The sequence below is a fragment of the Ruegeria sp. CDSB117 genome, from assembly GCF_059611005.1.
Genome location: NZ_JBXWOS010000012.1, coordinates 129660 through 151027 on the forward strand (window position 1 = coordinate 129660; position 21368 = coordinate 151027).

Below are 21368 nucleotides of genomic sequence, written 5' to 3' on the forward strand. Positions count from 1 at the left end.
GCAGACCTTCGCGCGCGGCATAACACCCAACATTCAGAGAGTACATCATCCCTGAACCTTTAGATCTTTTGGTGTGAGCCGACTTTTCTCCGGCAATGTCCCAAATTTAATTCCTTCGATTTCGAGTTTGTCGCGTATCGCCACAAGTTCACCCAGTTTGTACTCAGATTGCTCAGGAACAACGTATAGTACTTGAGGAACCTTTCTCAAAAGAAGTGCTGCTCTTGCCAGTTGGTCAATCAGGTAGCCAGGATCAATTCTATTCCTTGGGCCTTTGATCTCAATCGCGGCAAAAGGCTCCGAGCCTTCGTATACGATTAAGTCTGTGGCAAGAGGCTCGAACGTTCTGCCTTCTCGAACAGTCAAATTTTCCACATTGAAGATGTCATTAGGGTTCTGTTTGAAAAGCATTTTTGCGCTTACTTCGAAGTCTCGGGCTCTTCGCTGGCCGCCAAAACCACCTCTGGCAATCACGACCGCCGGCTTCTCCGCCAATCGAGCTTCATCAAGAATAGATTTTGTATCCGCTTGAGACAACTCCCCTGAAAGAACGGCATCAGCTATCTCTTTGGATTTCTTGGGGTCATACCGATCTATCCTTGAAAGCAAAATAACTTGCATCATCGCCAGCCAGTCGGGCTTTGATTCAAAAAGATCGGGTCGGTTTTGTTCCAACCATTTCGCCGCGGACATCGGATTGCGAAGGCTTGCCGGCTTTGTGCCTCTGATCGCGGCAACACTTTGGAGTGCATCGTCCGGAAACGCGTACCCATAGGCTTGGCTGTCTTGGACAACGCGATTCAGCCACGCTCCGAGGGCAATCCAGTTTTCGGTTTTAGCCAAATCTTGAAATTCGTTTTCAGTCATCATCAGTCGCAGTCACTTTATTCGCGTCGAGTCCATTGCCAATGCGAATGGATGCATGTATAGAGCCCACATGAGGATAGATCGACACGCACCCCCGACGGCCCGACGCGTTCACAAGCGCGGAATGAAAAAACGCGCTGGTAAAATGTCTGGCGCCAAGTTCCCAGGCGTCATTCAGCTTGAAAGCCAAATGGAAGCATCGCTGGTTCGTTGCATGCAGGTCGACCCTCGTGTGGTCTCGCTTAAGCCACAGCCTTGCACAATCGACATGGGAACAGGAAGAGCATTCGCAAACAAAGAAGCGGCGCTAGAGGCTTATGAAGAGCGTCAGTACAGACCTCAGCTCTATACACCAGACCTAGAAGTCGAACTGGTAGACGGGCGTGTCGTATATTTGGACGCCAAACACAGTGCTCACATAGAAAAGAAGCCTGAGTACCAAGACTATCCTTCACTTCTTGCTGAAGTCGGAATTCCCTTGGTCATAGTTACTGAGGCATTGTTACAAGGGCCGATTGACCGAAATGCTTGGCTGCTATTGCAAGGACAAACCGAAGAGACCGCCCCTCAACTTGCAAGCAAAATAGCGTGTCTCAAACAGCAACGTGTGACGTTCAAAGAACTAAGAGAGAATATTGGTATCCCCCAAGCGAAGATTCTTCGCCTTATTCTTGATGGCTACCTGGTGTTCGATTTTTCACGTGAAGCTCTTGGGCCATCCACGAACCTGAATACTGCGAACCGCGACCGAAGACATCTGGAGGTAATCGAATTTTGAAGCAGATTGTCAAAAGGCGGCACCAGAGAACCATTAGATATAAGGGAGAAACCTATGCTGTCGATGGAGCGATAGCTGGGCGGGATGCATATCAGATATCGAACTCCCAAGGTGATCCTTTTGAGATATCTGGACAAGAATATCGGGACCATGTGCACGATGGGCTAGTGGAGGAAGAAGGCTTCGACAAACGTCCTCGCAATGTAACCGCTAAAGATGCACGTGAAGCTCAGCTCAGACTACGTATTGTGGAAAATGCACTAAAGCTTGGGGAGGAAGGCGTTCATTGGGCAAAACGCATACCGATACTTCAACGCGAGTTCACCGAAGAATCCACCTTCAAAATCAAGGGTAACCGTTTTCCGAGGAAATCGACTGTTCAGAATTGGGTCAAATTGTATCGGCGCGGCGGGCCGGACGCGCTTTTGCCCAAGCACAGCAATTCGGGAAATCGTATGCCAAGGTATGACAGCGTTTTCCACGGGATAGTGCTCGATCTATTGGAAATGCAATATACGTCGTCGGACAGACAAAATCTAACAAGTCTGTCTAGCGACGCTTATAATCAATACCAGTTGATTTGCCATGAGAATGGCATAAAACCTGGGTGCTGCGGACGCAAGGCAGTCGAAGCGATTGTGCACACAATCCCTCATTTTGACGTTCTAAAGTGGCAACTGGGCAGCAACGAGGCGCGCCAGCAGATGCGAGTTGCCCAAAAATACTGTGATATAACAGCGCCTTACGACCAAATAGAATTGGACTGCACAAAAGCTGACATAATGCTGGTTGACGATAGCGGGGAGGTAATAGGTCGGCCGTGGATTTGTGCAGCGATTGACTGTGCTACTGGTTGGATTGTCGCATTTCAGGTCTTCCTACCAGATCCATCATCAGAACATGTGGCCAAAGCTCTAAAGGAGATGATTAGCTACCCAGAGGAAGACTTTTTCGAACAGCACGAAATTGTAAACAGGAAAAAAATCGCCGCACTGCCGAAAATGGTTGTAATGGATCAGGGTTCAGAGAACGTGGGCGAACCCATCGATGCCTTTATCGAAGTTGCTGGTGTCCATGGCCATTGGGCGCGACCTCGAAAACCCCAGGAAAAGCCGTTTATCGAAAACTTGTTCGGGGCAGTTCGAAGCAAAGTCAGCCAGCTTCCGGGTGCGACTAAGTCAAAGGCATATCCCGACCGGGATCGAACCAAAAAAGCAATGGATGAAGCCCGTCTGACGCTAAGCGTGTTCAATTCAATAATGCAACGCTGGCGCTACGACGAATATGGAAGAACTCCGAGGAGAAAAGTCCAAGACATCTTTAAACGGGGTGAAACACCTAGCGCCGCTTGGGACAGATTGGCAGGTGAACACATAGTGCCAGAACCCCCGTCTTTGGACGAGCATCACGCAGCGCTGATGATCCAATCCGAAGCTCGAACTCTGTGGCACTACGGTATCGAATTCGAGAGTATGCAATACAACTCAGAAGACTTGGCAAGGCTGTACCGACGACTAGGCCCGCGCCAGCGTGTTGAAATTCGCTACGCTCCCCTTGATGCAAGGGAAATTTTGGTGGTCGATCCGCACACGGGCGAGTTGGTGCGCGCGTCCAATAAAGCAAAAGACTTGGCAGCACTTTCTTATCGTGAGCTGAGAGAATGCCGACCGCCTAAGCCGAAACACAACGGACCAATCAAAACGGCTGCGGAGCTCCATGCAGAGGTCGAAGCGCGTAGGGCATACAAGCAAGGCCCGAAGACAAAAATGCAAAAAAACCGCGCTGCGGCAATCGACAAGCTACGGGCTGCTGAAATGCAGAACAGAAGTTTAAGGGATCCACAACTAATTGACCAAATACGGTCAGCAGTTGGTCCCAACAAGCTTGCGGTTACGAGATCAAAGAACTTGCCAAGGGTCGAAAGAAAAGATGCTGGACCAAACAACTAGTGGAGCTCTGCAAGGTGCATTCATTCGACATAGCCGCCACGAATGGGCTGTCTCGGAGATAAAACGTCTTTTAAAAGTTGCTGCAACCGAGGGTGGACGGATCATACCAATCTTGGGGCCGACGAGATGTGGAAAGACAGAACTGACAAAGGACTTGAAGACACAAGTTGAAAATGACCGCCACGGCCCAAGTGCTATTCTGGTATCTTCAGATGTCATTCTGGGTCGACTTCCACCACGGCCTTCCGAGCGGGATTATTACGGTTCCTGCTTGCGAAGCATGGGCTTTGATTTTGTAGAACGAGAGCGACCTGCCCAAATTCGAGAACGTCTCTTTCGGCTCGTAGTTGAGCACGGCATTCAGACAATCATTATCGACGAAGTGAACCATTGCGCCGAAACTCTGACTAGGCACTCGCGTCGACAAGCCGCTGATCACTTCAAGACTATTGTTGATGAAACCTCAGTCACTCTGATTTTAGTTGGGTTGCCAATGTTCGAAGCGGTTATGGACAGCAACGAGCAGTTTGCGGGGCGCTGTTTGAACACTATTCGAATGAACCCCTATTGGTGGAGCGTTGAAGCTGATCGCATCGCGTTCTGCGATGCAATTTTTGCGGCCTTCGATTGTCTTGAGAAGTCCGGCATCCTTTTGGAGTTTGACCAAGATGATATGGTGCGGCGATTGTACGGTGTTTCCGGCGGACGTGTGCCAGTGGCGTTGGAAGTGCTGCGCGCGCCCCTGGCATTGGGTGCTCAAAATTTACCCTACTGCACCAAAACGATTGCCAGGGCAGCGACGGATTCAGGTCTGGAGCGAGATCCGTATCAGTCGTTTTTTCAAGAAGAACCACCATCGGATACTGAGCTGATCAGGTCATACATCAGGGTCATGGCAGATTCTGGTCTCGAAGTGGAGCCAAAGACGTCACATGAGCTCGCAATTATGCGAGGTGCATGAGGTGCCGGGTTTGTTTTCAGTATCACCGTTGAATGGCGAGAGCCTTGTCGGATTCTTGCGTCGCGTGGCCCATGTAAATGGATACAAAGATATCTCTGAATTTTTAACACGGTTCCGGTGGAAGTATGGGCGAATTCTAGTCGAGAACATCGAGTACTTAGAGCAGAAGATGGGCTTAGAAAACGGTGTGTTGGTCGCTATTTCCCCTGCTGCCAACCCTGAGTCACCCAGCTTGAACTGGCGCTTCGAGCGGCATCATAGCGATCCGATTTGCCCTTCATGTCTCGCTGATGACTTACCCTTTCAACAAACTTGGCGTCATTACTTGGTGACTGCCTGCCACCATCACAAAACGCGTCTTCAAGATGTTTGTCCTGTCTGCAAGGCCACATTGCGTCCGACGTCCGGTGGTTTTGATAAATGCAGTTGTGGTTTTAGCTACTCCGATTTCCCGCGGATGGCAGCAATGGACCACGAAGTGATCATTTCCGCCTTGATTGCGGGAGATTCAACGGTTGGTGAGCGGTTTCTTGACCTTGCAGGAGGGCCTCAGATCCCAAAAAACATTGGCGCTTTTATTAATTTCCTCGCGAGTGGTTTCTCTCAGAACCGCACGGGCAAGGCTGGAAAAACACAAACACCCAAAAGCGTCGCAGATTCGTTGGAGCTGATTGAGCCGTTGGCAACTGTGTTTGAACATTGGCCAAATGGGTTCGAAGAACACGTTCGAGGGTTGATACTGGCAGGAAATTCAGAATCCAACTCTGTGCCGTCCATGCTCGGAAGCTGGTATCAAAGACTAATGAAGTTCGAAGATGATGCGTACCAGCCTTTCAGAGATGCAGTGTCGCGTGCTGTTTCAACCGAGTTCAAGGGAACCTACCTAGGAAAGCTAACGCCGTTGCAAGCTCGGGAATGGATCTCGGCTAAACAAGCGGCCAAGGAACTGGGAATTTCTGCACAGCGCTTGGTGGCTGAGGTTCAGTCAGGTCAAATTGCTGGAAAGCAAGCCCGTAGCGGGTATGGGCACCGGCATACGATGATTCCACGCTTCGAAATTTCGAACATCTATCTGGATAGGAAGCGGTATTGGGATGGGTTACAGGCCAGAGCCTACCTTGGTGTCACCAGAAAGCAATTTGACCTGCTCCGCGGGTCAGAATTGATCAACGAGGTTGCTCCTGAATACCGTCCTCCATTGGTTGATGGTTGCATTGACAGTGAAAGCCTAAAAGAGCTCACAACAAACATTCGAAACTGCACTCAAGTTCAAGCGGGAGAAACTATTCCGTTCAATCAACTTAACCTGAGGCGCACAACTGATCGAGCTGCTTTGATGGATGTTCTTCAGAAAATCTCGACAGGCGTTATCAAACCTGTTGTTGCGGAAGAAAACATGCGACTTGGGGAGTTTCATTTTTCAGTTTCCGACATCGACCGAGAACTTGGGACGCAGCGGTTATCAAAAGACTGGACCGCAAATGATGTCGCAAAGTTGACGGGCTGGAAGGCCCAGGCTGTAACTCACTGGTGCAAGCTGGGCTTACTCGGATCTCGCACCGTTCCGCATGGCCCAAGCGAGTCTTTCTTGGTCAAGCCGCAGCAGCTTGCGGTCTTTCAAAGCGAGTACATGCCCGTTGCGACACTGGCTAGGTCAAGAGGAACAACGTCCCGAAAGCTCCTGTCTGATTTCGAGAGCAAAGGGATTGAGACCCATGGTGCGCAAATGGAAGGTAAGACGACGCGAGGACATTTAGTGAAATTGAGTGATCTGGCTTCGCTGCTGTCTGAGGCCGCCTAGTGCTCACCTGCACCATCCGAAAAGAACACCACTGAAATGCGCTGTCCAATTGCCGGTTCGTGGTCGCGTGAAACCTGCTCAGCTTCCTCGATGACCCGGACCATCTTTTCATGGATCTCAGCGGACGCCTGATGATCGCTTTCGAGCTTTTCCAGGATAACCTGAAGCGCGATGTACCCCTTGGGAAGATCCTCATAGGCGAAGCTGTCACGCACTTCGTGTTTCGCTTGTTCCCAGAAGGGATCAAGCTCACGGCTCCACGCCTCGCACACCATTTCAACGGCCGGCAGTGACAGATGGCCAAACCTCTCTTGATCACTGAGTTCGACGCCACCTTTGCGTCCCATGAACTCGGCGCAAGCTTTCATGAGGCTCTCAACGCGCGCCGGGCGCAAGTCCCACTCGGTCAGCTTGCCGATCTGCTCTGAAATCGTCTCTAGCGCTTCAGAGAGATCTTCTAGTGACATGTGGGCGTGCTCCATGCCAAGGCTTCTGGTCCGTTCGTATGAAGTCTCCAGCGATTGGACGCAGGCTAGCTGGTCGCGTTCCAGTATAAGGCCCGGCGCAGTATCCTTAAGCAGCAGCAGGCGAGGCGGAAAGAAGCTATTGCTCTTGCTAAGTCCTTTGAGATGTAGCGCCGTGAATTTCTCACGGGCCGATAGGAGCGCCAACTCGGCGCCCCAGGTTCCCTGGATTTTGGCTTTGTCGATGAGTTTGTAGCGGTCTTCGGGGATTGTTTGCTTGGTGCGTTCCAGGACGTCGTGAAAGTTATTGTCGCGAAGCTGCCGTGGGGATCGCAAATATTCAACAACACTTTCGAGGATCAGTTCCGCGTCTTCAGTGCTTTCTTCTAAGACGGCGTCGATAAGCGCCTCCCCGGCCAAAGTTTTATAGTTCTCTATGCGCTGGGCGATTTTTTCGTCAGATGCAAACTGACCTACTGGCACATCAACAAGGTGGTAGTTGACGACCCCGAACTCACTATCGATCCTGTCGATCCTTCCCAGACCTTGGATGAGCTCTTTCAGGTTCGAGGTCAGGCCAAGCAACACCAGCGTATCTGACGACTGAAGGTTGATACCTTCAGCCATCTTGTAAGTCATAAAAACCGATGCAGGGCCATTAGGTTCGTTCTTACCTCCAGGCCGGAAAAAAGACTCAACGGACTTGCCCTGTTTGATCCGCTTGAAGCTGTCAGGGCCATCTCCAAAGATTGCCTTTACGGCGCGATCTTCGCCTTTGGTTTGGTTGCCTACGACGTAGTTGGTGTGGTGACCTCTGCGCGACAGTGCTTCGGCAAATATTTCGAGTGTGTCCGTCAGTTCCGCGAGAAAGACGACCCTGTCTTTTTCATTTTGAATTTTCAGACACGCCTCGTACCGCTTTTCATCAAGCTCCCTGAGAACACTGAGCCCAAGTTTTTGGTTTAGAGCGTCGCACTTCTTTGCAGGTTCAAGCGCTTCAATTCCCAGCGCGGCAAACATGTCTGACTGATTGCGGTGCGATACCTTTTTCTTCGATTTTCCACCTCGTTCGAAGTCGCGAAGGGACTTGCCAATTGCTCCATTCGACATCGCCCAATTGGCCTGGGCGGCATTTACGCGCAGAATGTTTAGAAGGTTACGTATATAGAGTTGATCCTGGGTGCTTTGTTGCTTGCTGACATGCCCGAAACGGCTTTTCTCTACAGCGGTCACCCGACCGCCTGGCGCAAGTTCTTTGCAGAGAGCCACAATCTCATCCAGGCGCGTTTGCTGAGGCTTTGTCACCTTAAGTTTCTTCGGGCGCCCGTGGTTTTCTAGTCTTGGGTAACTGTGCTTGGTCGGATCTTCGTCCTCGCCAATGCATTTCCGTTGTCTGCGTGTCAAAAACGGCGAAACCAACTGAGCGAGTTCGTTGCGAGCCTCTCGCGTGAGCGTCGTGTCAGGCTCTGATAGGACGGCAAGTTGCGCAACCTGGTTGAAGATATCCTTAGGAACTTGGGTTTCGCGCTCGAACAATTCACCCATGGCCTGAATGAAATGCGGAGTCATGAAAATGGACGCTCGCTTTTCCTGCATATGGGTTAACCAATCGACATCGCGGTTCCCGAGCAGCGTCGCCGACAGACAGACGTTCCAGCTTGGCGGGGCAAGCTCAATAGCTGAGGCCATTTGAGATGCTTGTTCAAATCCCGGAGTAACTGTGTGGCTTTCATCGATTATCAGAATGCCAAACTGATCGAGCCTGAGCCCAGATTTTTCTTCATCGCCAGCACCACGGAGGTGTTGTTTGGCAAGTTTGCTATTTGCGACAGGTTGGAGCGAGTTTGTCGAGTACTTGCGCCAACTGGGAATAACTTTGGGCGGGGCAATTACAGCTGCATTTTTTCGCGCAACGCCATGGACGGGGGAGCGGGGCACGACTTCTGAGAATGTTTCTGACAATGCTTCAGCCAGGTGACAGCCGATCTCTGTCTTTCCCGAACCGGTTGGCGCTTCTACGAAGGCGATCCCATGGTCATAGACGATGGAACACGCCTCATAGGTCAGCTCCTGTTGATACCCAAACAGCGTGTGGCTCGTGATATCTTTTCGGTCTCCGGTGAGCCAGGGTTCGAACCCCTTTTGCTCCGAGATAGTTCGCGCCATCGCATCTTCAGCGGTCACCGGTTTGATGAGCTTTTCGAGTATCTCCAGCGCTTCGGTATTCCAATCGACAGACACATCCCAAGCCTGCTCAGCGGCTTCTGTGCGTTCGACCTGAAGTTCATGAGTGCCCGCATCCAGGTCATCGGCATACTCGATGTTTCTGTAGAGCCCTGAGTAGGAAAAGTTTGCGGATCCGGCGACGGCACCTTTTGGCGAGCTGACGATTTTTGAGTGTAGCCGCCGATCCCCAGATATCCCCAACTTGCATTTGGCGAGCTCCGGATCGAAGACACGCAGATCAATTTTCCCTGTTTTGATGGCGTGTTTTGCCAGCACTGCGATGAGATCGTGATCCTCCTCCACTTGAAGCCCGGAGCGCTCCAGCCAGTAGAGTTTCATTTCTTCGGTGACTGGTTTGGGGTTGGTCAGCCTTTTGGTATTCGCTGTGTCGATCCCGAACGATATCCGGATTCGGATATCGCTGTCGTTTTCCAGATCCCTCAGCTCGGGCAATTCCTTCATCAAAATCGACAGCGACGACAAGAAGTCCTGATACCCGGTGACAATCAGACAATCCCCAGAGGTGATATGGGGCCGATAAAGATTGATGACCGGCCGGTCGATATTGGTGCCGACCTTCGCAACCGGTTCGGCATCAAGCTCGTTTTCGGGCTTTTGATTTGCTTCGGTAAGCTGCTTTGGCTTGGAACGCAGCCAATCAGGGAGTGAAAACAATGAACAAGACTTGGTTTTAGGACGCTTAGTCTAATATTGATACCGCGGGCATCGTCCTTCAAGACATCACCGGAAGAAACATTCGTTTTCCTGAAACTGTCGGAAATTCGCACCGGTTTTGTGGCAGAAAGCCGGGATTTCGAGATTAGACATAAGTCGCGATTATGGAGCGGTTGCAGTCTCACGGGCCAACCACCCGCTGCACCCGAGCAACGGTCAGTCGTGAAACTTCGATGGGTGGCAGCCTTGAGCCCAAGGTTCAAAGTGCTTCTTCGAACTCAAAGGTCTGCGATGCACGGAAAGCTGGCTTTGCAGACTTACGAGAAAGGCTCAAATGAAACTGCTTTTAGCCAAACTACGATCACGTTGGGGCGTTGTTAGGCAAATTTACCTTCGGCTGTATTCCAACAGAAGCTCTGTGCGGATCCCAGAATTGCTTTAAGGTTGCGTATGCACCGTTAGGTTCCTCACTTTGAGACAAAGCTATCCAAAGCAAGACTGAAAGAGAATTGAATGAAACGCCTGTTTCCATCTCTGCCTGAGAACGCGACGCTTGGAAGTGTCTATCAAGCCTTTCCAGACAAACTTTCGCCGCTTTGCGCGTACGAAAGCCTGGTTATGAGGGGCGAGAGCGACCTCTCGGTTGCTGAGCGTGAACTAATCGCAGCTTATGTCTCTGGCTTGAATGCTTGTGCGTATTGCCATGGGGCGCACATCGTTTTCGCCAAAGCCTACGGCATTGAGGTCGAGACAATCGAGGCACTGATGGAAGACCGCGATACGGCACCCGTCGAAGACCAACTCAAACCGTTACTGGCATACATTGAAAAGCTCACCGTCTCACCATCCCGAATGACGGAAGCCGACGCAAAAGCAGTCTACGCGGCAGGCTGGTCGGAGAGTGCGCTGTTCGATGCTATCCAAGTTTGCGGTGTCTTTAATCTCGTGAATCGCTTCATAGAAGGAACAGGTGTCCAAAGCCCTGGCACCGACCCAAGAGAAGCGGACGAAGCCACTTTAAACCGATGCCGCAGTGACAGCTTCTATACCGATTTCGGACGAGAGAACGGCCTCGACATCCCTTGAATTGATGTTGTTCTAACGTTTCCAATCGGAAATGGTTTTGGCTGCGTCGCAAAACTCTTGCGCCAGATCAATGCCTCTAACATTAGCGCTTGCTTCTTCTGCAATTGTTTTGGTGACCCCACCCAAGCCACTACCAATATCAAGTACATTCGCGCCTGTCGTTAACTTCGGTTTCTCCAATAACTGTAAAGTCGTCTGTCTGCCTCGGAAATGGAACTCATCGATTGGTTAGAAATCCGCGGCGCGTAGTTTCTTCGGGTCAATGCTCGCGGCCTTCAGGCTATCAGCTATCTGGTCGATCAGCCTGCGGCTGGGACCATAGTAGTCGGAAACTTGCTCTCTCATACTCAACCCCTTTTACCAATCATGTTGAATGCTACTGAATGCCCATCAGATCAAAATTCGCGGAGGGTCGGCAGGCACTCGAGTGCTCAAGGTAGAGCTTCGAACCAGTCTAGCACCGCGTCCCGCCAGCCCTCCGGAACGCCGTGTCCGCCTTTGGTGACCTTCAACCGAATCGAGCCGGCCTCACAGTCCATCCAATCCTTCTGCATCGAACCATCGTCGCCAAAGCTGTTTTCCGCGCTACCCAAGCAGGCGTTTTCTCGGCGCCAGACGTCCAAGCCCTTCATGACGTTACCCTGGTGAAAATCGACACCCTCCCATGTCAGCTCTCGGCCTTCGAACGGCACCATTCTGTCTTTGAAGCCGTGTACGTGAAACAGGTGAACTGGCGCATCGCACTCAGTGGTCATAGGCTCCCAGAACGCCCCAGCCGCAGCGGCAAAACCTCTTGCCATCTCTGGCGCTTGGCACGCAATGTCCCAGACCATCGAGCCGCCGCGGGAGAAGCCTGCGATCAGTATTCGCGACGGGTCAATTCCGAAGCGCTCCACCGCGTCGGCGCGTACGGCGTCGATAAAGGCTACATCATCGCGCGCCAGGTCATATCCGTCAGCCACACCCCAATCGAGGTCTTTGTCATTAATACTGGGCTGCCCGCTCGGCATAATCACCGCGTAGCCACGCCGGATGAAAGGGTCAACATAGGCGGAATTCTGGATCATCGCCTTTCCAGACCGTCCATAACCGTGCAACCAAATGACGGTAGGTCGTTCATCCGGAGCCTCTGGCAGGGCCACGTAGTATTCACCGCCTTCCAGTGTGCACGGTGCATCTGGCGCACCACACTCTCCATCAGAAGCGAGGGCAGCGTTCGGCTTCGCAGCAATAACAGCAATGGCAATACCGAGCGTCAAAATGCGATTGCGCGTTTCGGGTCGCATCAAAAGTGTACCTCTGTGGTTAGGTCACAGAAGATCATAGCACAGCGTTGCGCATCTCCGAAGGCAGCGGCCAAGCGTTTGTGAACCATCTGAAGTCTAGGCAAAGTTGGCCGGTCTATCTCTATCCAAATGAGTAGTTATGAGCTTGGGAAAGAACTTAGATTTTGTTCGAGAACCCAGGTAACTTTCATTAAAGTGGTACGGGGGGACTTATGGAACGCCGTCTAACTGCCATTATGGCTGCGGATTTTGTGGGATTCTCACGCCTGATCGGGCGTGATGAAGAGGGCACCATTACAGCGCTAAAGGGCTACCGAATACTCATTGATGGCCTCATCTCAAACTATGGTGGTCGCGTGTTCGGCAGCGCGGGTGACAGCGTCATCGCTGAATTCACAAGTGCAACGGACGCGTCCCGCTGTGCATTGGAAATTCAAAGAGAGCTGAAAGTCCGGAACCTCGATCTGCCGGAAAAAGGGCGCATGAACCTTCGTATCGGAATACATCTCGGTGATGTCGTGGCAGATGGCGATAACCTGCTGGGAGACGGTGTCAACATTGCGGCTCGGTTGGAAGCAATCGCACCGCCCGGAGGCCTTTGTGTTTCCAAAGCAGTTGCCGATCAACTTTCGGGAAATGTGGACGCGGAATTTGCGCATGCTGGCGCCCATGAATTGAAGAATATCGCCAATAAGGTCGAGGTTTGGACCTGGCCTCCGGAACTTGCGGTCAAACCCAAGCGCAGCGCAACGATCCGATGGACTGCCGCGACGGCTGTTGTCGCCACAGCTACCGCGATTTCAGCTTTTTTTGTATTTGGAAGAGATGATCCGCGCGACCTTCCGTCAGGTGCGCGGATTGTCATTACACCTTTTGAAACAATCGGGGAAAACAAGGAAGACGAGTATTTTGCTGAAGGTTTGACGCGTGATCTTAACGCCTTGTTGGCGAAGTTCTCTAACCTGTTTGTTATAGCTCCCGAAGCTGGAGCCGACTTCAGCAGTAACAAAGATTGCGAAGCGATCAGGGATGCGTTAGCGGCCGATTACATACTTGGCGGCACGGCCCAACGGTCTGACTCGAAATTGCGGGTGACAACTACATTCATCAATGCAAGGACTTGCCGTCAACTCACACCGCCGGGCCCCTTTGATATGGACCTCAGCATCGCAAATGTCATGGATATCCAGGTTGAGATTGCAAGAAAGGTCGCCTCGCAAATCGGTTCAAGCGATGCCCCGTTGTTCAACACTTCTGTACAGCAGGCTATCCGCGACAAGGCACCGGAAAACCTGGAAGCCTATGAATGTTATCTGTTGGGATTCTGGTTTTATCAAAGTTTCAGCATTGAAGCGCATCGCAAGGCTCGGGACTGTCTATTGCGAACCGTGAAGGAAGAACCTGGTTACTCTCTTGCTTGGTCGCGATTGGCCTTTAACTATCTCGAGTCTAAGAAACGATCATTCGACACCGATCCGGATTGGGCAAATAAGGCCCGGGACGCCGCCACACGTGCACTTGAGGAAGACCCGGACAATGCGGATGCGCACTACGCCCTGGCAATCCTCAGCAGAATGACGGGAGAAGACAAGGCGGTCTTCTTTGAACACGCAAAGAACGCCACGGAGCTTAGTCCCAATGATTCCTGGATCCTCGCGGATCTGGGTATCTTTCTTGCTTACTCCGGCGAGTTTGAAAAAGGTAAAGAGTGGATTTCCCGCGCAAAAGACCTCAACCCCAAACTTCATCCTGGCTACAATAACGCTTGGGTGCTGCACGCGATCTTGCAAGGCAATTATGATGAGGCACAAAAAGTCATCTTGAGCTGGGGTACGCCGAAATCCACCATGTCGATGGCAAGCCTGACTGCAAGCTATGCTTTGGACGGCGAGCAACAAAAGGCGCAAGAGATGGCGCGACGCTTGCAATACGAACACCCGGAGTTTCTTGACGATCCACGCTCACCGTATCGAGCACGTGGAATGCCAACGGAGCTGATCGAAAAGATAATGGATGGGCTTCGCATTGCCGGTATTGAAGTTTCAGAGAACTAACGCCGCGATTGCTTGCAAACATCGCTTTCAGAATGGCGGGCGTAGAATGTTTGTAGCGGCTCAGGAAGCAAGTTGCGTTTGCTACCTAACGCTGTTGCCGACACCGAATGAGGAGATTCGTAATTTCTAAGGACAGTTCTGCGGACGCAGAAATTGGAAGACACCTAGCGGACGCTGCACGTCGTTGCCGCATGGTTTTCTTCACTGGATTGCCGGCATCTGGAAAGTCATTCCTATTGCGCCAGCAAATATCCATTGCGATCTCCTTGGGACGTCGCGTGCATATCATGCGTTGGGATAAGGGGCTCGCGGCGTTTCAGACCGAAGACATACTAACAAAGTATCCAGATGTTTCGGATGGAACTCATCCGTTGATCCGAAGGGCCGCCGGATTGTGGGGCCGGAGAACCTTAGCGCGATGGCAGGCGGAGAATTCCGATCCCACAGACATGATTGTGGGCGAAGTCCCTATCATCGGAAACAGGTTTTCAGAGTTCATCCAGGCGCAGCCGGATCAGATTGAGCCTGCCTTAGCTTCCGAGGAAACCAAATTCATCTTTCCGGTTCCCACAAAGGGCTTACGTGCCAATCTCGAAGCTATTCGAAGATCTACGTTTGCGAACCCCGGACATCCTGAAGAGGCCAGGGACGCGCCACCATCCACAATGGAACTGGCTTGGCGTTTGACGTGTGCCAAGGCCGCAGAATTGGGCTTGATCTCTGAAGCGGATATTCATTCTCCGTACGAGGAGAGGATTTATGTGCGGTTTTTTGAGCACCTGCTGCAACTCCGACACGCCATCAGAATTGGGGTCGATACGATCTATTCAAATGCAGGGTCAGCCCATGATCTGGATGCGGACGCCTTAGAACTCAGTGCTAGCTCAGACGAAGTAAAGTACGCAATCGCAGAGGTAGAGACTACTTTTACAGCCGAAGAAGCCGCCCGAGAAGTTGAAAACTGGTATCGGGTGTAGTCTCGGACAAAGGTCTGTTCGGTTAGCATTTCGGAATTTGCAAAGCTTGGTTGCGAAGGTCCGGTTTAGGCGGCGGTCTCAATTGATCGACGCAACACTTCACTTTGAGAGCAAAGATGGAGTGTTTGGATGCTGCGTGCTGCTCGAATGAAAGTGAGGCGCAGAAAGCGGCCTCTGCAAATTTACGAGAACGGATCAAAGGAAATTGCCTTTCACCAAACGACGAACATGCGGAGGTAAGGTGAGTGACCTTTGCCAGCAGGTGGCTCACTTCAATATCGTCAAACAAGGCGCCAGGTTGCACGAGAAGGTCTCGTGTTGGTACTTACTCAATGGCTACAACACAGGTGCGTTGCTGTCACTTCCAGCTTGCAGCTGTATTTGGCGTGATCTAATCGCCTTATTCGGCCGATTGTCAACATGTGTCGTCAGAACCTTCCTGGATACAGACTCATCATGTTCTGCACGTCCAGTTCACTCGAAAACGCATCGGGATTACTCCAGATCACGTCATTAATATAGCCGCGTTCCGCGTGAAGATCGTTGGCTGTAGGCCGCGGCTTCCGGGTTTCGGGAAAGGCTCTTTTGTTCCAACCGAACAGTCCATCAAATACGGCCCAGATGCTGGGTGACATTGTATGGGAAGCCATCTCATGGTCCTTTCCGAGTTACTTGCGCTGTCGCAACAAGAGTAACTGTTCACCCGTTTTTCTGGTATCCGGCACAAAATTGTGCTGTTCTACAAAAATGAAGAACGGGTTCCGAAATTGGTCGGATATTCGTGTGTTCCTCTCTGTCTTCAGAGAAGGGTCGACGCTTGCGGCCTCCAGAAAGCTAAAGGTCTCCCAACCAACGGTTGCCCGACGCATTGATGTTCTCGAAAGAGAAACAGGCTTGACGCTTTTTGAGCGCGGTACGCATGGGTTCAAACCGACCCCAGAAGCCTTCCGCCTCGTTCCCCTCGCCGAAGCAATCGAGAATTCAGTCCTTGAATTTGCCGATTGCGCGAAAGAATTGACGTCGACACAACCGATCCGTATCACCGCTTACTCAGCAAACTTCTCTGCACGCATGATTGAAATCGTAAACGAGTTTTCCGCCGACAATCAGGATGTCGCATTCGAGTTTTTGTCCAGCGTTCGGGCGCTGGACCTGATGGCAGGCGAGGCCGACATTGCTTTGCGCCTTGCAAGAACCGATCCCGATCCTGACCTGATCTGTCGTAAGATCAGCACGGCCCGCTGGTCCTTGTTCGGCTGCAGAAATTACGCGGACAAATTTGGCTTACCGGGGTCAACGAATGATCTGGCCGGGCATCAGTTTGTTACCTTTCAGCGGGACGATGTACCAAATGTATTCCACGAATGGTTGACCAATCACGCGGAGCCGGACCAGATCGTCATGTCTTTCACTGAACTGGAGCTAATGCATGCGGCGATCAGGTCAGGGCAAGGCCTTGGGATCAGCAATGTCAAACTGGTGGAAACAGACATGTCTTTTATCCGATGTTTCGACGAAATCCCCGAACTTGCGGTGCCGCACCTAATGCTCATTTCGCCGGAAGCCTATCGTCGGCCAGAGGTTAGAGCCTTCGTTAAGTTCTTCGCACCTCGCTATGCGGCAATCTACAAGTAGTTATTTAGGCAAAAAAGGATTGAGAACACGCGAACAAGCTAGTTTGCATGTACGCCACGACCGCAATTGCGAATAGAAGCCTTATATGGCGAGCCCAAGGATACTCTTGAAGATGACAAAGGGAGGTCGAATTGATCGCCGCGCCCAAGTCGCTGCCAACCGCCTTAACTCCGACATGCCATCACGTGGTGCATGACCAGGTTAAGAACTTCAACATCGTTCTGGTTAAATGTCTGGTATCGGAATTTGACCGTTCCCCGGTCTGGCTTCGAACGTGATGGTGTAATTGCCTCAACCGTGACGCGCACGCTGATCGTGTCACCGGAATACACCGGAGCCAGCCACCGCACCTCGTCCATACCATGTCCACCCAGATTGGTGCCGGTAAGTACACCAGTGTCGCGGAACAACCTGAAAGTAAGCGCAATTGTCTGAAATCCACTGGCGATGAGACCGCCGAAAATCGACTCTGCGGCAGCCACTTTGTTAACGTGGAAGGGCTGCGGGTCATGAACCAGTGCGAAGTCAATAATCGCTCCCTCGGTCAGCGTAACGCCACCGGTTTCGAAGGTTCTGCCAACCGACAAATCGTCGATGTATTTTCCGCTGGCCATGGCAAAAGTATAGTTTGATGCACACTCAACCGTCAACGCGGAGCCACGCTCGGCAGCCACTAATGCCGCATTGTCATTCGACCATGGTAAAGATCGTAATTGAGAACTGAGCCAGTGGTCGTTGACCTATGCCGTGGCGACAAAAAGGTGCGCTTCTTGCGGTACGTGCAATACGCGTTCTTTGTCATATCTAGACAAAGCGTCTGCAACCTCTTCCACGACCTTGTTGGTGACGTCAGCACCTGCATCCCTAAGATCAGTTTCGATTGGCAGCGCCATGATCTGCGCACGAAGATCAATAAATCTTCGCTCTAGTACCAACGGCTCGTGACGAGCTATCTTGAAGCCTGCATCGACCAACAAGTTCGATATGAGGTCCCCATCTCGAAACGAAAAAGGCGCTCTGGCCTTGACTGCGGCATCTGTTCCAACATGCCGTTCGAGAGCTTTTGAAAGCGCTCCATTGAAGGGCGACACAGCGCGCCAACATGTCAAAAATAGCTGACCGTCATTGCGCAAGATCCTATGAACTTCTTGCAACGCGGCGGATTTGTCAGGGAAGAACTGAAGCCCCTGTTGTATGAAGGCATAGTCAAACGTAGCCTTTCCAAAAGGTAACTCGGTTACATCTGCTGCATACCACTCGAGCACATGACGACAATCCGGCTGATTGGACTGCGCGACCTCAATCATGGTTTCGTTCAGATCTACGCCAACAACCCGGCCTTCGCCGGTCAGTTTCCTTGCTATCTCTCGCGTCAAAGCCCCGGTGCCGCATGCAATGTCGATGACACAAGCGCCGCTTCGAAGCTGAACCTTCTGCATGGTTGCTTCAGCCAATGGGCCAAACATCGCAGGCACACTGTGGTTGTTGTACTTCTGCGCAGCTTCTTTGGTCAGCCGGAATTTGTCCGTCATCAAAAATATCCTCCTAGCAACGCGTTAATAATTGGACCACCCAAAATGACCCAAAATCGTAGTCTCACGAGGTTTCAACCGGAAGGCTCTCATCGGCGCTCCACTCAGCCCATGAACCATCATACAGGCGGGACTTTTCGAACCCAATTTGGCGCAGCGCAAGGAGCCCACAAGAAGCAGCTATGCCACGGCCGCAATAGGCGATGACCTCATCGTCAATTTGAATTCCCTTGTCCTGATAGTGCTTGAGGAGCTTGGAATGATCCGCCAACTTAAATGAACCACGTTCCTTTAGTTTCGCAGCCCGTTCGGCAATGGGTGTGTGTGCCAAATCCGGATCGATGTTCGATATCGCCGGTATGTTGACGGCACTGGGGATATGTCCCGAGCGACCTCCCCATGTGTGAAGGCCGTCGCCTCGGAAGAGGTCGTTTGGCAGAAAGTCCACAATTCTGACTCCGGGCTTACCTATCGCGTGCAGAACATCAGCTTTGTGGGCAATCCAATTGCTCTGCACCTTGGGAGCGAAGTCGCCAGGCTCAACGGATGGATCGCCAGTTTCAGTGGGTCGACCTTCGAGTTTCCATTGCTGCAAGCCGCCGTCCAAGACCTGCACGTTTTTATGGCCATAGTGCGAAAGTGCCCACCAAAGACGCGCTGAAGCCAACGGAAGCCCGGAATCATCGTAGACCAAGACATGACTGTCGTTGGAAACACCCAACTCGCGCATCTTTTTCCCAAAATCCTCTGGCCCGAGCATCATATCGGGAACGTTCTGATTGCTGTCTGCAAGCTCTGTCGACATGCCAACATACACGGCGCCGGGAATGTGCTCGGCTTGGAACTCGCTCCTATCGTCATAGGCCAAGCCCTTGCCGTTTTCCTCCCTAAACTTCCAGCGAACATCAATGATGCGTAGTTTCGGGTCAGTCAGGTTATCTGCCAACCAAGCCGTATCAATAAGCGGGCGAGTTTGGGTTGTCATACCTACGTTCTCCTCTAACCGGACGCGGGTCGGGCCGTATGGAATAATCCCCAAAATTGCTTTCGGAGTCCAATTTTAGGAAATCGGGATTTGATGAAGCAACTATGGTTTGAACCGCATTTCGCTGATTTCATGAGACTTCTGAAAGAAACGGATGCTGAAATCATGGTGCCTCGTAACGTCGATTTCCTTTGACTCGTTTATGGCTAGGCATGCTCATATAGCTCGCTGACGGACAGGTTTGGTACAGATAGTGGAAGGTTTGGATGCTTGAAGATCGATACGGAAGCCCGCTAACGACCACATCACAAGCTGCGCGAGACGCCTACGTTGAAGGCATCGACCGTTTTCTAGGCGCTTTTGATGATGTTGAAGACGCTTACCGTTCTGCAATGCGGGCAGATGATAGTTTTGCTATGCCTCATGTTGGGCTTGCACGCTACCTTGTTACTGTCGGGCGTGGACAAGATGCAAAGCGTGAAATAGCCGTCGCAAAGGAACTTTCGCATGGCGTCAGCCCGCGCGAAGCCGCCCAGATCGACATTATCAGCGATCTCATTGAGGGGCGCGCACCGCAGGCCTACAGGCGCATCCGAGATCACGTCGCAGACCATCCACGAGATATTTTGCTGGCACAGACATGTACCAGCGTATTTGGCTTAATAGGGTTTTCAGGTCAGGCTGGACGCGAGGCGGAGCAGCTTGCGTACACAACCATGTTAAAGCCACACTATGGCGACGACTGGTGGTTTCTCTGCCAGCATGCATTTGCCCAGTTGGAGGCCGGACAGATTGGCCTGGCCGCTGAAAACATTGAGCGCGCGCTTGAATTGAAGCCAGACAGCGCACACAGTGCACATGTCAGGGCCCATCTCTACTATGAGAACGGGGAGACGGACGCTGGCTACGCTTATCTGCGCGAGTTCTGGCAAGACTATCCCTTCACGGCGTATCTGCACTGCCATCTCAGTTGGCACGTTGCTCTGTGGGCGCTTGAGAGCGGCGATGTGGCGGGTATGTGGAAGCTGTTCGATGAATATGTTTCCCCCGACCGACCTCCTGCGCCACCACTGAACGTTCTGACTGATAGTGTGGCAATTGTTCACCGCGCCTTTTTGGCTGGTGAGCAAATTCCTCAGGAGCGTTGGCAACAACTCAGCGACTATGCTGTTCAGTTCTTTCCTTCACCTGGCTTGGCTTTTGCGGATGTTCACGCTGCTCTTGCGCATGCGACGGCTGGAAACAGAGAGCGTCTGGAAACAACCATTGACGGCGCAAAGGGCCCCGCAGGCCCCACCGTTGCTTCGGTCGCAGGCGCATTCCGTGCGTTGGCGGATGGAAATGCGGATGAAGCGATTGAGAAATTTGTAGGTGTCATGTCTGAGCACGAACGCCTAGGCGGCAGCCGGGCGCAACGCGACTTAATTGAGTTTTCATTGGCGCATGCGCTGGCAATTTCGGGACAATCGAATGAAGCTCGACGCATTCTCAACATGCATCGACCCCATACCTCTCATGACCATGCAGTTGCCACGCTAGAAGGATAGGGTGCCTGAATTTTTGACGCCCGCAATGAGCCCAAATTACACGTTTTCAACACCACTTAGAACGGAAGCTGTCGCACGACGCTACCAGGCCCCAAAAGTGTTAGTTGGCGGAAAAGACCAATCTGACTGCTGACATCAGCTTTCTCAAAAGCCCGTCTTAGGTGTGTGCGAGCGGTGTTTGTGGTCTTGTCGGTGGGCTACAGTGGAGGGATTGGACGGCGCGTCACTCACGCGGCCGACAAGTTGATCAGTCGCCAAGAAGAGTGCTTCGATCAAATGGAGTTCATATAAGACGGGTCTATGCCTTGGGTCGGCTTTGATGTCGCCAGTATCGAGAAACAGCCCATTGTGGTAACCTCCTACCTCTAATTAGGGGGTTATTGTGATGGAATACTATGATCTCGGTAGCTACAGCCGAAAGATCACAACCTCGTCGGACGAAGCCCAGCTTTGGTTTGATCGTGGTTTGGCTTGGACTTACGCCTACAACCACGAAGAAGCGATTCTATGCTTTCAGAATGCTGTGGCTGCGGATCCAAATTGCG

The 21368-nt window shown here is 51.8% G+C and carries 16 protein-coding genes; 9 read left to right on the top strand and 7 right to left on the bottom strand.

The features are described from left to right. Nucleotides 1-45: 45 nt before the first annotated feature. Nucleotides 46-867 (bottom strand): hypothetical protein, encoded by an 822-nt coding sequence (locus AC2FJC_RS14925; protein ID WP_496740092.1) that lies wholly within the window; start codon nt 865-867, stop codon nt 46-48. Nucleotides 868-991: 124 nt separating this feature from the next. On the opposite strand from AC2FJC_RS14925, the gene AC2FJC_RS14930 reads away from it, so the two are divergent. The 4 genes from AC2FJC_RS14930 to AC2FJC_RS14945 are packed head-to-tail and all read left to right on the top strand — an operon-like array spanning nt 992 to nt 6356. Beyond that, entirely contained in the window at nt 992-1645 is a 654-nt protein-coding gene (locus tag AC2FJC_RS14930; RefSeq protein WP_496740093.1) for a hypothetical protein, read from the top strand. After that, entirely contained in the window at nt 1642-3594 is a 1953-nt protein-coding gene (locus AC2FJC_RS14935; RefSeq protein WP_496740094.1) for a transposase family protein, read from the top strand. Before AC2FJC_RS14930 ends, AC2FJC_RS14935 begins: the two co-directional genes overlap by 4 nt. Further along, on the top strand, nt 3575-4555 hold the full coding sequence (locus AC2FJC_RS14940; protein ID WP_496740095.1) for a TniB family NTP-binding protein: 981 nt from the start codon (nt 3575-3577) through the stop codon (nt 4553-4555). The genes AC2FJC_RS14935 and AC2FJC_RS14940 overlap by 20 nt, the downstream gene beginning before the upstream one ends. After that, entirely contained in the window at nt 4527-6356 is a 1830-nt protein-coding gene (locus tag AC2FJC_RS14945) for a TniQ family protein (protein WP_496740096.1), read from the top strand. The genes AC2FJC_RS14940 and AC2FJC_RS14945 overlap by 29 nt, the downstream gene beginning before the upstream one ends. Here AC2FJC_RS14945 and AC2FJC_RS14950 read toward each other — a convergent pair. Continuing rightward, the gene (locus AC2FJC_RS14950) at nt 6353-9721 is read right to left on the bottom strand and encodes a DEAD/DEAH box helicase family protein (RefSeq protein WP_282170819.1); all 3369 of its coding nucleotides are present in this window, start codon (nt 9719-9721) and stop codon (nt 6353-6355) included. The genes AC2FJC_RS14945 and AC2FJC_RS14950 overlap by 4 nt on opposite strands. Nucleotides 9722-10234: 513 nt before the next feature. On the opposite strand from AC2FJC_RS14950, the gene AC2FJC_RS14955 reads away from it, so the two are divergent. Further along, nucleotides 10235-10807, top strand: a complete 573-nt coding sequence (locus tag AC2FJC_RS14955; RefSeq protein WP_299637032.1) for a carboxymuconolactone decarboxylase family protein — start codon at nt 10235-10237, stop codon at nt 10805-10807. A gap of 12 nt (nt 10808-10819) precedes the next feature. Here AC2FJC_RS14955 and AC2FJC_RS14960 read toward each other — a convergent pair whose 3' ends face one another. Next, complete coding sequence (locus AC2FJC_RS14960) at nt 10820-10987, bottom strand: SAM-dependent methyltransferase (RefSeq protein ID WP_432653535.1); 168 nt, start codon at nt 10985-10987, stop codon at nt 10820-10822. 251 nt (nt 10988-11238) lie between these two features. Beyond that, the gene (locus AC2FJC_RS14965) at nt 11239-12093 is read right to left on the bottom strand and encodes a CE1 family esterase (RefSeq protein WP_282170817.1); all 855 of its coding nucleotides are present in this window, start codon (nt 12091-12093) and stop codon (nt 11239-11241) included. Nucleotides 12094-12305: 212 nt separating this feature from the next. Between AC2FJC_RS14965 and AC2FJC_RS14970 the strand changes: the two genes are divergently transcribed. The 3 genes from AC2FJC_RS14970 to AC2FJC_RS14980 all read left to right on the top strand — a co-directional run bounded on the left by AC2FJC_RS14970 (nt 12306) and on the right by AC2FJC_RS14980 (nt 16759). Continuing rightward, nucleotides 12306-14147, top strand: coding sequence for an adenylate/guanylate cyclase domain-containing protein (locus AC2FJC_RS14970; protein ID WP_282170816.1), 1842 nt, complete (start codon nt 12306-12308; stop codon nt 14145-14147). Nucleotides 14148-14425: 278 nt separating this feature from the next. Continuing rightward, the gene (locus AC2FJC_RS14975; protein ID WP_496740097.1) at nt 14426-15124 is read left to right on the top strand and encodes a hypothetical protein; all 699 of its coding nucleotides are present in this window, start codon (nt 14426-14428) and stop codon (nt 15122-15124) included. A gap of 747 nt (nt 15125-15871) precedes the next feature. After that, nucleotides 15872-16759 (top strand): LysR family transcriptional regulator, encoded by an 888-nt coding sequence (locus AC2FJC_RS14980; protein WP_282170813.1) that lies wholly within the window; start codon nt 15872-15874, stop codon nt 16757-16759. A 164-nt stretch (nt 16760-16923) separates the two neighbouring features. On the opposite strand, the gene AC2FJC_RS14985 is transcribed toward AC2FJC_RS14980, so the two are convergent. The 3 genes from AC2FJC_RS14985 to AC2FJC_RS14995 all read right to left on the bottom strand — a co-directional run bounded on the left by AC2FJC_RS14985 (nt 16924) and on the right by AC2FJC_RS14995 (nt 19276). After that, nucleotides 16924-17433 (bottom strand): MaoC family dehydratase, encoded by a 510-nt coding sequence (locus AC2FJC_RS14985; RefSeq protein ID WP_282170812.1) that lies wholly within the window; start codon nt 17431-17433, stop codon nt 16924-16926. 66 nt (nt 17434-17499) lie between these two features. After that, nucleotides 17500-18291, bottom strand: a complete 792-nt coding sequence (locus AC2FJC_RS14990) for a class I SAM-dependent methyltransferase (RefSeq protein WP_282170811.1) — start codon at nt 18289-18291, stop codon at nt 17500-17502. A gap of 64 nt (nt 18292-18355) precedes the next feature. After that, a complete protein-coding gene (locus AC2FJC_RS14995) occupies nt 18356-19276 on the bottom strand; it encodes a sulfurtransferase (RefSeq protein ID WP_496740098.1) in 921 nt (306 codons plus the stop codon). Between the two features lie 266 nt (nt 19277-19542). Here AC2FJC_RS14995 and AC2FJC_RS15000 point away from each other — a divergent pair, with 266 nt between their 5' ends. Further along, nucleotides 19543-20823, top strand: a complete 1281-nt coding sequence (locus AC2FJC_RS15000) for a tetratricopeptide repeat protein (RefSeq protein ID WP_496740099.1) — start codon at nt 19543-19545, stop codon at nt 20821-20823. The last annotated feature ends 545 nt before the right edge of the window (nt 20824-21368 follow it).